The 14,158-nt window shown below is 40.1% G+C and carries 11 protein-coding genes; 8 read left to right on the forward strand and 3 right to left on the reverse strand.

Going from position 1 to position 14,158, the window contains the following annotated elements; all coding sequences use genetic code 11:
* The first annotated feature begins 295 nt into the window (after window positions 1–295).
* The 3 genes from pulA to JOC77_RS17260 all read left to right on the forward strand — a co-directional run bounded on the left by pulA (window position 296) and on the right by JOC77_RS17260 (window position 4,889).
* Window positions 296–2,848, forward strand: a complete 2,553-nt coding sequence (gene pulA / locus JOC77_RS17250; RefSeq protein ID WP_239558859.1) for a type I pullulanase — start codon at window positions 296–298, stop codon at window positions 2,846–2,848.
* 260 nt (window positions 2,849–3,108) lie between these two features.
* The gene (gene fumC / locus JOC77_RS17255; RefSeq protein ID WP_204545889.1) at window positions 3,109–4,494 is read left to right on the forward strand and encodes a class II fumarate hydratase; all 1,386 of its coding nucleotides are present in this window, start codon (window positions 3,109–3,111) and stop codon (window positions 4,492–4,494) included.
* 158 nt (window positions 4,495–4,652) lie between these two features.
* Window positions 4,653–4,889, forward strand: a complete 237-nt coding sequence (locus JOC77_RS17260; protein WP_338047245.1) for a hypothetical protein — start codon at window positions 4,653–4,655, stop codon at window positions 4,887–4,889.
* Window positions 4,890–5,014: 125 nt separating this feature from the next.
* Here the strand turns inward: JOC77_RS17260 and JOC77_RS17265 are convergent, their stop codons facing one another.
* The 3 genes from JOC77_RS17265 to JOC77_RS17275 form a co-directional block, all read right to left on the reverse strand.
* A complete protein-coding gene (locus JOC77_RS17265) occupies window positions 5,015–6,133 on the reverse strand; it encodes an ABC transporter ATP-binding protein (protein ID WP_204545895.1) in 1,119 nt (372 codons plus the stop codon).
* Between the two features lie 113 nt (window positions 6,134–6,246).
* Window positions 6,247–7,146 carry a PucR family transcriptional regulator gene (locus JOC77_RS17270; protein WP_204545898.1) on the reverse strand — a complete coding sequence of 300 codons (900 nt, stop codon included), beginning with the start codon at window positions 7,144–7,146 and terminating at the stop codon, window positions 6,247–6,249.
* A gap of 23 nt (window positions 7,147–7,169) precedes the next feature.
* Entirely contained in the window at window positions 7,170–7,379 is a 210-nt protein-coding gene (locus tag JOC77_RS17275) for a DUF5342 family protein (protein WP_204545901.1), read from the reverse strand.
* Window positions 7,380–7,728: 349 nt separating this feature from the next.
* Between JOC77_RS17275 and JOC77_RS17280 the strand changes: the two genes are divergently transcribed.
* From JOC77_RS17280 to JOC77_RS17300, 5 genes are all read left to right on the forward strand, one after another.
* Window positions 7,729–8,079, forward strand: a complete 351-nt coding sequence (locus tag JOC77_RS17280; protein ID WP_204545915.1) for a YlbF/YmcA family competence regulator — start codon at window positions 7,729–7,731, stop codon at window positions 8,077–8,079.
* 150 nt (window positions 8,080–8,229) lie between these two features.
* Window positions 8,230–9,102, forward strand: a complete 873-nt coding sequence (locus JOC77_RS17285) for a Cof-type HAD-IIB family hydrolase (RefSeq protein WP_204545918.1) — start codon at window positions 8,230–8,232, stop codon at window positions 9,100–9,102.
* 488 nt (window positions 9,103–9,590) lie between these two features.
* Window positions 9,591–11,105, forward strand: a complete 1,515-nt coding sequence (locus JOC77_RS17290) for a coproporphyrinogen III oxidase (protein WP_204545921.1) — start codon at window positions 9,591–9,593, stop codon at window positions 11,103–11,105.
* 216 nt (window positions 11,106–11,321) lie between these two features.
* Window positions 11,322–12,941, forward strand: coding sequence for a long-chain fatty acid--CoA ligase (locus tag JOC77_RS17295; RefSeq protein ID WP_204545925.1), 1,620 nt, complete (start codon window positions 11,322–11,324; stop codon window positions 12,939–12,941).
* Window positions 12,942–13,038: 97 nt separating this feature from the next.
* Window positions 13,039–13,833, forward strand: coding sequence for an enoyl-CoA hydratase (locus tag JOC77_RS17300; protein ID WP_204545928.1), 795 nt, complete (start codon window positions 13,039–13,041; stop codon window positions 13,831–13,833).
* Window positions 13,834–14,158 lie beyond the last annotated feature (325 nt).

Below are 14,158 nucleotides of genomic sequence, written 5' to 3' on the forward strand. Positions count from 1 at the left end.
TTCCGCGGGGCGGGCGGTGAGCCTCCTCGGCTTTGCCTGCGGGGTCTCACCTGTCCCGCAGCTCCCGCAGGAGTCTCGCACCTTACGCTCCAATCAACCTAATTTAACAATGAGATGACTTTGTAAAACTTATTAAATAACAACAATCTTTAAGAAAAGAGCCTTTTTTTATTAGAAATTAATCTCAGGAAAGAACTTTCATCTTCAAAACCATTAATTAAGAAAAAAAGTGGAAACGCTTTCATGTATTTTGTATACTTAAATTGTTCTAATAGATAATAGAGGAGGCAGTTATTTGAAGAAAAAAACAGTATTCCTGGTTTTTGTTGCTGCTATTTTACTAGTTTCATCTTTAGTATCAGCGTTTTTTTTGAAAACGATTGCACAAGCTGAAGGTGCCACCAAAGTGACAATTCATTATCGCCCGGCCCCTGATGATACAAAAAACTGGAATTTATGGATCTGGCCAGAAGGAAAAGACGGAAAGGCATACCCTTTTACAGATGAAGATGGTTTTGGAAAGACTGCCGAAGTTATTCTTGATGGCAGCTATAGCAAGGTGGGATTTATTGTCCGGACTGACTCATGGGAAAAAGATGGCGGTGATAGATTTATAGACATAAAGAATGCTGCAGGAGAAGTGTGGGTTGTCAGCGGTGATGATAGAGTCTATACAGAACAGCCGGAAATTGATCAAACTCCGAAAATTACTTCAGCCGTAATAGATGAATTAAATTCAATAACGTTCCAGACTAATATTCCGTTTAATATTACAGAACAGCCTAATGGCGGAATCCAACTTTCTGGAGCCCATATTAAAGAGGTTAAGCCTCTTATTGATGGAAAAACTGTTACAAATCAGGTAAAAGTAGTTACTTCTGATCCTTTAAACTTATCTGGACAATATACGATTTCAAAAGAGGGCTATGGAGAAACGACTGTAGGTATAGGCAAGGTGGTTCGTACCAAGGAATTTGATGATTTATATTATTATCGCGGACGTGATCTTGGTAATACGTATGAAAAAGATAAAACATCCTTCCGAGTATGGGCTCCTACAGCTAGAGAATTAAAATTGGTGACCTATACTTCCTGGGATGATAAAGAAGGCACCGAGATTCCTATGAAAAAAGATATTAAAGGAACCTGGGTAACTGAAATAAAAGGTAATCAGCAGGGACTGATTTATACGTATAAAGTATTAATAGCGGATCGGTGGAATGAGGCAGTGGACCCTTATGTACGTGCAGTTACTGTGAACGGTGATAAAGGCGTAGTGATGGATTTAACAAAAACAGATCCGAAAAAGTGGACACAAAAGAAGAAGAGGTTCACTAACCCAGAGGATGCTGTGATATATGAACTTCATGTTCGCGACCTCTCTATCCAAAAGGAAAGCGGCATTAAGAATAAAGGGAAGTATCTTGGTGCTGCTGAAGCAGGAACCCGCGGGCCTGGCGGTTTCAAGACTGGTCTAGATTATATGAAGGAACTTGGTGTTACGCATGTTCAATTTCTTCCGTTATATGATTACCGGACTGTAGATGAAACCGAATTGGAGGAACCTCAATTTAACTGGGGCTATGATCCGAAAAATTATAATGCTCCAGAAGGATCTTATGCTACAGATCCATACGACCCAGCAGCGCGAATTAGAGAACTGAAACAAATGGTTCAAGCTCTCCATGAAAATGACCTTAATGTGATTATGGACGTTGTATATAACCATGTATATGACATGAATGAACATAGCTTTAATAAGTTAGTGCCGGGCTATTTTTTCCGGTACAACGAAAATGGTACACCAGCTAACGGAACGGGTGTAGGCAATGACATAGCATCCGAGCGGAAAATGGCCCAAAAGTTTATTGTAGAATCTGTCTCATACTGGGCAAAGGAGTATCATCTGGATGGGTTCAGATTTGATTTAATGGGTATTCTGGATGTTGAAACCATGAACAAAGTGCGAAAGGAGCTCGATAAAATAGATCCTTCCATTATAGTGCTGGGCGAGGGCTGGGATATGGGGACGCCACTCCCTCCAGATCAAAAGGCGAACCAAAAAAATGCTGAAAAAATGGACGGAATTGCTCATTTTAACGACAGCATCCGTGATTCCCTAAAAGGAAGTGTATTCTCAGATCAGGATAAGGGATTTATTAATGGGAAGCCAAATACTGAGAACATCATTAAGCAGGGTATAGAGGCAGGAATAAATTACCCGAAAGCCACGGCATCCTATACGGATCCCGGCCAGACAGTAACGTATGTAGAAGCACATGATAACCTTACTTTGTGGGATAAGCTTCAGCTTACAAATCCTGAAGCCTCATTAAAGGACCAAATCCAAATGCATAAATTAGCTTCCTCCATTATGCTTACATCGCAGGGGGTATCCTTTATACATGCAGGTCAGGAGTTTATGAGAACGAAACAAGGAGATCATAATAGCTATAAATCTCCTGACAGTATAAACCAGCTCGATTGGAATCGAAGAGCAGAATTCGATGAACAAGTTCAGTATATCGAAGGTCTTATTGAGCTTCGCAAAAAGTTTTCATCATTTAGAATGGATACAGCTGATAAAATAAAGGACAATTTAACATTCATTGATTCTCCGGTCCAGACTGTTGCTTTTACATTGAATGCAAAAGCAAACCACGATGCGGCAAACGAGATCGCTGTTATCCACAATGCCGGCACAAAAGATACAGAGATAACACTTCCATCCAATGCCGTGTGGAAAGTATTAGTGGACGGTGACTCAGCAGGTACCAAAATTCTAAATAAATTCAAAGGTTCTAGAATAACTGTTACCGCTAAATCGACATATGTTTTAATAAGATAACTCTCATTTGCAGGCAGCAGATTCTAAAAGGAATCTGCTGCTTTTATCACTTAAGTATATTGTGAGTCACTAAATGAATGGAATGCCATATGATCGATCCGAAAGACCGGTTTTTCGCTCAGGTATCTGGATGATCTTTGTTAAAGGCGCTTGAAGTCCCCTTTTAGTCCCCACATTAAACGGTTACAAGAAAAAGAGTTTACGTTATATGTGGAGAAACAAGGGAAAAGAAATAACGAGTAAATAAGGAGGCGGATAAAATGGAATTTAGAATCGAGAAAGATACGATGGGCGAGGTAAAAGTGCCTGCGGACAAGTTCTGGGGAGCGCAGACAGAAAGAAGCAGGAATAATTTTAAAATAGGCACTGAAAAGATGCCACTGCCATTAATTCGTGCGTATGCAGTGGTAAAGAAAGCTGCCGCTTATGTGAATTCAGAATTAGGGGATTTAGATTCTATCAAAAAAGAAACTATTGCAACGGTGTGTGATGACATCCTTGAAGGAAAATATGATGATCAATTCCCCCTTTCTGTATGGCAGACGGGAAGTGGCACACAGACAAATATGAACGTAAATGAAGTGATCGCAAACAGGGCCAATTACATTCTCGAGCAAAAAGGCAGTGAAAATAAGGTACATCCAAATGATGATGTAAATATGTCACAAAGCTCGAATGATTCATTTCCAACAGCAATGCATGTAGCAGCCTATCTTTCTGTCGCTGAAAGTCTTCTTCCTGCCATAAGCACACTTTCTGCCACTTTGAAGACAAAGGAAGACGAATACGCCGATTTGCTGAAAATCGGGAGAACTCATCTGCAGGATGCTACTCCATTGACATTAGGCCAGGAAATAAGCGGCTGGAGAGCCATGCTTGAAAGAAGCGGCGAGATGATTAAGGAAAGCAGCAGACATCTCTTGAATCTCGCTATAGGAGGAACTGCAGTCGGTTCAGGAATTAATGCCCATAAGAATTTTGGAAGAAAAACAGCCAACTTTATAGCCAGAGAAACCGGGTATCCATTTCAAGCAAGTTTCAACACCTTCCATGCGCTGACCAGCCATGATGAATTAGTACACGTACATGGCGCCATAAAAGGGCTGGCAGCGGATTTAATGAAGATTGCCAATGATGTTAGATGGCTTGCCAGCGGCCCGCGCTGCGGAATAGGAGAAATTTTTATACCAGCAAATGAGCCCGGGAGCTCCATTATGCCGGGCAAAGTTAACCCTACTCAGAGTGAAGCTGTTACAATGGCAGCGGTGCAGGTATTTGGAAATGACGCGGCTATTGCTTTTGCGGCAAGCCAGGGTAATTTTGAACTGAATGTATTTAAACCGGTTATTATCTATAATTTCCTTCAGTCTGTACAGCTTTTAGCAGACTGCATTCATTCGTTCAATGACCACTGTATAAAAGGCATGACAGCCAACTCTGAGAAAATTAGTGAAAATCTTAATCGTTCGCTCATGCTGGTTACGGCTCTCAATCCATATATTGGCTACGAAAAAGCAGCCGAAATTGCCAAATTTGCTTTCAAGGAAAATTTAACTCTTAAAGAAGCAGCCTTACAGTTAAATTATGTCACGGAACAGCAATTCGACGAATGGGTAGACCCGGAAAAAATGGTTATGAAAAGGTAGTGGATTTTCCTTGGGATATATGGGTGAATATAATGGACAGGGTGGCAAATATCTATTCTTCATTTATTTCCTGCCTGTTTAAACACATATTACCCTGCCCTCACATCAATACTAAGTGGAAACAGAAGCTTTATGGGAAGGAGGAATAATAATTGGCTATGTGCCCATACTGCAATGGCTTAGAAAAATTGGAGGCAATATGTACTGTCTGTGGAAGTACTATGGAGGATTCAGGAAAGGTGTCTGACTATCTCGATCCCTATGGTCACTATAATGATGAAAAGACAGTGAAGCTTGGTGATGGATATACGAATACCTCCAAGGACGATATATGCCCTCACTTATTATCCTGCCTATCATGCGGACACGATCAAGTTGTGTTTATCAAGGAATGAGAATCAGGAGATTACCCATAAGGAAAAGGTTAAAATGGTCTGCATACAATCCACTTCATTTATTGATAAGCCGATATCACACAATAAGAAAAGAGCCGATCAAAAGACCGGCTCTCTTGCATGTATTATACAGTAACTGTCTGGCGCTGAGGGCGGATGCGTGACTCACTTTCTTTATCGAAAAAGTGGACTTTATTCATATCAAGCGCTAGCTCAAGATTATCTCCTGCTTTTACAATTGTACGCGCATCAACACGTGCAACTACATCCTGGCCGCCGATTTGAGAGTAAAGCATGAATTCGGCACCCATTAATTCGGCTACTTCAATATGTGCAGTAATTACAGAATCGCTTGCTTCAATAAAGATAGGCTCATCGTGAAGATCTTCCGGACGAATTCCTAAGATTAGTTCTTTTCCTTCATAGCCTTGTTCACGAAGTATTTTCAACTTGCCTTCAGGAACAGTTACAGAAACATCTCCGATTACAAATTTGCCATTTTTAAGCGTCCCATTTAGGAAATTCATCGCAGGAGAACCGATGAAGCCGCCAACGAATACGTTTTCAGGGTTTTCATATACTTCTTTTGGTGAACCAACCTGCTGAATGATTCCATCCTTCATAACAACAAGTCTAGTAGCCATTGTCATTGCTTCTGTCTGGTCATGTGTTACATAAATTGTAGTTGTTTCCAAACGTTTGTGAAGCTTTGCAATTTCAGCACGCATTTGTACACGAAGTTTAGCATCTAGATTTGAAAGAGGCTCATCCATTAGGAAAACCTTGGCATCACGAACGATTGCTCTTCCTAAAGCAACACGCTGGCGCTGACCGCCTGAAAGGGCTTTTGGCTTTCTATCAAGATATGGATCTAATCCAAGAATTCTTGAAGCATCTTTAACTCTTCTATCAATTTCATCTTTTGGCATTTTTCTAAGCTTTAAGCCGAATGCCATGTTATCATAAACGCTCATATGAGGATAAAGTGCATAGTTCTGGAATACCATTGCAATGTCACGGTCTTTAGGAGGAACATCATTAACTAGTCTTCCGTCAATGTAAAACTCGCCTTTAGAAATTTCTTCAAGTCCGGCAATCATTCTTAGTGTAGTAGATTTACCACAGCCAGAAGGCCCTACGAATACGATGAACTCTTTATCTTGAATGTGTAGGTTGAAATCTTCTACTGCTGTTACTTTATTATCATATTCTTTATAAATGTGCTCTAAACGTAATTCTGCCATGTGAATACCTCCTGAAATCTATTGTTCTTCTATTGATTTCATTGTACCTAGTATCATGAAAAAAGAATATGTCAGACTGCACAAAAAGAATAAACACCCTTTATGCAGAGTGCCTACTTATTTGCTAAGGAAATGACAATCAATAGATAAACAGTGAGAGCATCCTCAAATATACGTATATCTAAGCCAGTTTTTTCTACGAATTTGTCTATGCGGTATTGAAGGCTGTTTCTGTGCATAAATAATTTTTTTGCAGCAAGGCTTGCGTTGGAGCTGCACTCTATATACGTCTTAATCGTTGATATCAATTCCTGGTCGTCAAAGGTTTCGCCAAGCAAATGGTGAGTAAACCACTCCTGGTGCTCTTGAACAAGGCCTCGGGCCATTAAAAACGGAAATGTACTTGAAATGTTCTGCAATCTATACTCTGGAGAATACTGCTCTCCAATTGAAAAACTTCTTTCCTCTATCATATAGTGGCCGGGCAGCTCGCTATTCACCTTAAAGAATGAGCCTACAAACAAACGAAACTGGATGAAAAAATCACTTTCAATCGCGGCAAGTACCGGTTCGAGTTCGTTTTTTTTCAAAGTTTCTACTGACCTCGGCTCTATTAGGACACCTTTCTGTGTGGAATGCCAGATAATGATTGACTCAGAAGGGAACAGAGTGAGAAATGCTTCTTCGGCTTCCCGCTGCAGAGTTTCTCTGCTAAGTACGGTGAAAAAGATAAATCTTACATTTTCCCAGGATGTGTTCGGGACGCTTGCTGAGGTTTTATTTAGAAACCGCTTCCACTGTTCCTTTTCGGACAGAGGAACTTTTACTTCCCATTGGTCGTCTGGTGGGAATAGCAGATGTAAAAGATTTGATTCTTCTTTAGTAACATCTTCATTAGGAATTCCTATTACTTCTTCTTCTGATACCTTTAAATAGATATAATCGTTTAAGTAAGGACTATTCTTTCGATGTAAAAAAGCATTTGGATATTTTTGTTTCAGCTTGTCAATCATATGGCAGCCCCACTTTCGGGATTCTATTCATAAACATGGTAAAGCATTAGTTCGTGAATATAGCTTTCAATATTTGAGGCATTATCTTTTTCTGGAGCTTCAGAAAGCCACTCAATTCGCCCATTAGAATGATAGATACCAGAATATGGGCCCTGTTTATAGAAGAAACTAATTTTCCAGCCAGGCATTTCGGAATGTGTAAATAAATTTTCATATGTAAAATGTGAAATCATGCTCATCCCTCCACATGTAGTATAATCCATTGGAGTTTTAATCGTCCATCCTTCTCAGGCTTTAGGACAGGAATAAGCAATAGGCAAACGTAAAACATGGCTTCAAGCCAAAGGCTTTAAGGATGCGAATATGGAATGAAAGGGGAGCATATTTTGTAAAGCGCTATGTATAGGCGGGAAATTTACTATGAATAAATCTGATAATTGCAGAGTAAAATGTACTTTCATTGCTCTCAATAAATATTTCATGTTAAGTTAACGTGGAGGTATAGTGGCATAGTTGGATGATTACAGGGTAAGATAGCCATTATGGATTTTGTTTAGTGGTGAAAACAAGGAGGAATTATAAATGAGCAATAATTTATATGATGCGGCTTATGATTTGGAAAAAGCAATCCGGGTAAGCCCGGAATTTAATGACTTAAAAAAACGTTTTGCAGAATTAAATGCAGATCAAGGTGCTAAAAGTATGTTTGAAAACTTCCGCCAGGTACAGATGAATATTCAGCAGAAACAAATGATGGGACAGGACATATCTCAGGATGAGATTCAGCAGGCTCAGAAAACAGTGGCTTTAGTTCAGCAGAACCCAAAAATATCCATGCTGATGGAAGCAGAACAGAGAATGAGCATGATCGTAGGCGAGTTAAACAAAATCATCTTAAAGCCTCTTGATGAAATGTATGGACCAGCTGACTAGCAATAAAATACCGGCCGAATGTCTTCCAGGGACAAATTCCCAGGAAGGCTTTTTTTTTGTATCATCCATATTAGGAAGACATGGCAGTTCTATGATGATACTTTTCTTCATAAAAATCTGGTAAGGACATAACAGATGGGAGAGATCATCATGGTGTATCGCTTATTAGCCGTTAATATAGATGGAACCTTACTCCAAACCAACAGCCGCTTGCATAAAACGACAAAAGAAGCAATTGAGTTTGTTCATCAAAAAGGTGTTTTTGTCGCCCTGGTGACATCACGGAATTTCGCGTCTGCCAGAAAGGTTGCAAAGGCTCTGAAAATTAAACCTCACATCGTTGCCCATCAAGGTGCCTATGTGGGTGCATTTGATAAGCCGATTTTAGTTAAAAGAATTTCAGAAGACCTAACCCTGGAACTTGTAAAGTTATTAGAAGTTTCATCAAGCCAAATTAAGTTATACCATGAAAAATATATGATTGGGAATCGAGTAAACCTGCCGGAAAATTTAGTAGGAAAAGCGTCCTTTTACAAAAACGAACCGTTTTTTTATTCCCATCAATATGTTGATATATTAAGTGAGGCACTGGCAGCGCAGCCTGCCGCTCCTCCTAAAATAGATGTTATATGTGATACAGTAAGTGAGCTGAAAGATTTAATGACAGCCCTCGGAACGATGTATGACGAAATAGACACCATTCAAATAAATGAGAATAAATTCACGATTGTTCCAAAAGGCGTTTCCAAATGGGACGGTTTACGGTATCTGGCCCAGCATTTAAATGTAAGAACAAGTGAGATTGTTGCTATAGGTGACGGGACAGATGACTTTGACATGATAGAGCAGGCGGGCCTTGGAGTAGCTATGGGAAATGCGGTGAAAGAAGTTAAATCAGCTGCAGACTGGCAGACCAGAACCAATGACCAGCAAGGAGTAGCCTATACAGTAAAGGAACTCTTTAGAAAGCAGCAGCAAATAGAGCATAAAGACCTTAATAAAGACCTAAAAGTTAACAAGTAATGAGATTTGGCTGGGAAGCGGCTAAGCACAACAGTTCAATGGATAATCAAAATCCTGGACGGTATGCACACACTGGCATAAAGGCCACAAAAAAAGCAAACCGTTAACTGGCTAATCATAAATCCTAGACGATAGGCATTGATAAGCATAAAGCCAAATAATAAGCAAATGGTTAACTGGCTAATCATAAATCCTATTCGATAAGCACTGCTAAGCATAAAACCTAAGATGTTAAGCATAAAATCCAGAAAGATAAGCATAAAATTCAAAAACCTAAGCATAAAACCTGAAAAGTTAAGCATAAATCTAAAAGCATAAGTAAAAATGGGTTCGGTCCTGGGGGACTGAGCCCTTTTTGATATCAGCATTGACCGGCAAACATGTATTTTGTACACTTATAGCAGCCGTTTTCAAGCCCGGCTCCCAAAAAATTTATAATTTCGTAATCACTTGCAACCAAAAAATTACAGAAAACCAAGGTGACTAAATTGCACATTCAAATAAGAGGCATTGAAGACGAAAGGCTGATCAGGCCCTTCACTAATATAGCTAATTTATTCTTCGAGGAATCCAAGGTTTCTTTTACCGCTGCTGAAAATCCAGATTTCCTCGCAGATTTTAAGATTGAAAGTCCCGTAAATCTAAAAGGAACTGTTACCCTCCTTCATGTCGAAGAAGACAAAAGTTATCATACAAGTATTGAGGGAACCGTTGATCCTGGGAGTACAGAAAAAGAGCTGTTTAAACAGCTAAAGGATGCACTTTGCAAGGCATATTTAACTTTGCTGCAAGAAGCTACCGGTATGGTCCAAAAGTGGGGAATATTAACCGGCATCCGTCCTACCAAGCTGCTGCATAAGAAGACCCAGGCAGGAATACCTCAAGCAGAGTCACATCAGGATTTGCTGGAGAATTATCTAATCTCACCGGAAAAAATTAATCTTATGCAAAATATAGTAGAACGGCAGCTTAGTGTGGTTCCTGATCTTTACACACTTCAAAATGAGGTCAGCATCTACATCGGAATTCCTTTCTGCCCAACAAAATGTGCGTATTGCACGTTTCCTGCCTATGCAATAAATGGGAGGCAAGGCTCCGTTAATTCCTTCTTAGGCGGTCTTCATTACGAAATGCGTGAAATAGGCAAATGGCTGAGAGAAAATAATATTCGCATCACTACGGTTTATTATGGCGGGGGAACCCCAACAAGCATTACGGCAGAAGAAATGGACATGCTCTATGAAGAGATGTATGAGTCATTTCCTGATGTGGACAACATCAGGGAAATAACGGTTGAAGCCGGAAGACCTGATACGATAACGCCTGAAAAACTAGAGGTATTAAAAAAGTGGAATATTGACCGCATCAGTATTAATCCTCAATCTTATATCCAGGAAACGTTAAAAGCAATCGGCCGCCATCATACGGTGGAAGAAACGATTGAAAAATATAAACTGGCAAGAGAAATGGGTATGAACAATATAAATATGGATTTAATTATTGGCCTGCCTGGCGAAGGGACGAAGGAATTTGAATACACCTTGAGCGAGACAGAAAAATTAATGCCCGAGTCGTTGACTGTTCATACACTTTCCTTCAAACGAGCGTCAGAAATGACCAGAAATAAACAAAAATATCAAGTGGCTTCCAGAACAGAAGTCGAAGGCATGATGGGGATGGCAGAGGAATGGACGGCAGAGCATGGCTACACTCCATACTACCTGTACCGCCAAAAAAATATTCTTGGAAACCTGGAGAACGTAGGATATTCAGTGCCAGGACAGGAAAGCATTTATAACATCATGATCATGGAAGAAATGCAGACGATTATTGGCATCGGATGCGGAGCTGCAAGTAAGTTTGTACATCCGCATACAGGAAAAATCACTCAATTTGCCAATCCAAAGGATCCTAAATCATACAATGACAGCTTTGAAAGCTATACTACACAAAAGATCACCCTGCTAGAGGAAACTTTTTCAACAAATAAAACAATACGATAATAATATGTAAGTCTGAGCCCTGCTATAGGGCTTTTTTTTGTCATTGCCATAGTTGAAGCAGGGTCGTGAGGCGGTTAGTTGTTAAAAAAAATAGAGCTAAAGCCAAAGTCGTTCTTTTGACAAGACAGCAGCGCCTAAAATAATCATTAGAGGAAGGAATAACTCTTACACGTAAAGAACTATATATATATCAATAAATTTTAGGAGGAAAGTACTATGATGAATACTCCTTTGTTAATGACCCAAATGTTAGAGAGAGCCGAAAAATATTTCTCAAAAAAGCAGGTGATTTCACGGACAGATGGCGGGATACACAGATTTACATACAAAGAAATGGGAGAAAGAACGAGAAGATTGGCCAGCTGCCTAAAAGAATTAGGCGTTGAAAAAGGTGACCGCGTTGGAACCATGGCCTGGAACCATCATCGCCATTTAGAAGCATACTTTGCTGTACCCTGTTCTGGTGCAGTGCTCCATACGATTAACATCCGCTTAGCACCTCAGCAAATTGCTTACATTATTAATCACGCTGAAGATAAAGTGTTGCTGATAGATTCTGATCTTCTGCCGCTCATTCAATCAATAAAAGACGAACTTCATACAGTGAAAGCATTTATTATCATGACAGATAACGAATCGCTTCCTGACACAAACCTCAGCCCTGTTTTTCATTATGAAAGACTTCTAGAAGAAGGCAATCCGCTGTTCCAATTTGAACAAAACCTTGATGAAAATGATCCTGCAGGCATGTGCTATACATCTGCAACTACAGGAAATCCAAAGGGTGTGGTATATACACACCGTGGGATTGTACTTCACAGCATGGCCCTTGGACTTGCTGACAGTGCAGCTTTGAGTGAAAAAGATATTGCGATGCCAATCGTTCCTATGTTTCATGTGAATGCATGGGGGTTGCCCTTTGCTGGAGTATGGTTTGGAACAACGCTGGTTCTCCCGGGACCTTACTTTACCCCTAAACTGATTGCAGAACTGATTCAATCAGAAAAAGTTACGCTCTCAGCAGGAGTTCCTACAATATGGCTCGGACTTTTAAAAGAAATTGAAGAAAATCAGTATGACTTAAGCAGCTTAAGAGGATTGATATGCGGCGGATCGGCTGCACCTAAAGGTATGATAAAAGCCTTTGAACAAAAATATAATATCCCATTTATGCATGCTTACGGAATGACAGAAACCAGTCCAATCGTGCTTGTCTCCACATTGAAAAGTTATCAGCAGGAATTGCCAGAGGAAGAGATATTAGAACTTAAAGCGAAGCAGGGAGTTCTTATACCTGGACTTGAGATCAAAGTAATGGGGGCAAATGGCGAAGTGAGTCCTGATGGAAGAGAAATGGGAGAACTGCTGATTCGAGGCCCCTGGATTGCTTCAGAATATTATAAAGATGATAGATCGCAAGACTCATTCAAGGATGGATGGCTTTATACAGGAGATGTGGCTACCATTGATGGGGAGGGCTTTGTGAAAATTGTCGACAGAACCAAGGATTTAATAAAAAGCGGAGGAGAATGGATTTCCTCGGTAGATTTAGAGAATGCACTAATGGCCCATGAAGCTGTTTTCGAAGCAGCAGTGATTGCTGTACCGCATGAGCAGTGGCAGGAGCGCCCTTTAGCATGTGTGGTCTTAAAGGAAACATTCGAAGGAAGAGTTACACAAGAGGAATTGATTGAATTTATCTCACCGCAATTTGCAAAATGGTGGATTCCGGATGAAATCATCTTTATGAAGGAGATTCCAAAAACATCAGTTGGTAAATTTCTAAAAAGAGCTTTGAGAGAACAAGTGACACAGGAAATATCTAAAACCAAGTAATATTGTGACAAAATTCTTAATTTTTGTATAATACTTATCTACAAACCCTAAACCCATGTATAATGAATTCATATTCATTTAATAGGGAGGCATCCTAATGGAAGCGGATACAACAACAATTCAAAGTCTCGTCACAGTTACATATTCAGGAAGGCTGGCTGCTGTAGAGCTTAATCGACCTGAATCTATTAATGCACTAAATCTAGACTTGTTAAGAGAACTAGTTCTTACCCTTAAAGACTTAACAGTAAATGAACAAGTAGATATAGTCGTGTTAAAAGGAAAAGGCAAAGGGTTTTGTTCAGGCGGAGACATAAAGTCCATGCTTGCTTTATCAGACGAGAGCGATTTCTTTGCAATGATGGATATCATCACTGAACTTTCCATGACGTTGTACTGCATGCCAAAATTAACTCTTTGTGCAGTCCATGGTGCCGCCGCGGGACTGGGACTAACCATCGCTCTTGCCTGTGATCATATCATTGCTGATTCCAAAAGTAAGATTGCCATGAACTTCATTGGAATTGGGCTCATTCCTGATGGAGGAGGACATTTCTTCCTGGAACGAAGACTAGGTGAGGTAAAAGCAAAAGAGCTGATTTGGGAAGGTAAAGTATTAACTGCCAATGAAGCAATTGAAAAAAGACTAATTCATGAAAGTACAGACAACCTGGAAGCCGCTGTTAAACAAAAAATTAATGAGTGGAAACAAAAACCTGTAGCGGCCATGATAAAAACAAAGAAAATACTAGCAGAAAACAACAGACCTAACCTTCTCAAAATCCTAGAATTAGAAAAACATGGACAGCTAAAAATGAGACGAACACAAGACCACCTAGAAGGCATCCAAGCCTTCGTAGAAAAAAGAAAACCCAAATTCACAGGGAACTAGAAAAGCGGAAGCGCCTTGCTCAGACCCGACAAGCATAAGACGAGCAGGCCGTGGAAAGCGATTTTCCTTTCCATGGACTGATGGGCTTATGACTCGAGGGTCTAGGCGCTGCAGCTAGACACCAAGAAAAGCGGAGAACGGTGCTTTTCAGGAACGATACCTTATAGGCACAATGACTAACGTAATTATTGTAAGCACTTCAATCATAGAAAAGCAGACACCTGACAGGCATAAGAAACTCACATGATTACTTGACTCACACCCCAAGATGAAAATATTTCATCTTGGGTTTTTGTATTGCTCGCTATTCCCATAATGGTTAATG

Origin of the sequence: Peribacillus deserti, from assembly GCF_016909175.1 — a bacterium.
GTDB classification, from domain to species: domain Bacteria; phylum Bacillota; class Bacilli; order Bacillales; family DSM-1321; genus Paraperibacillus; species Paraperibacillus deserti.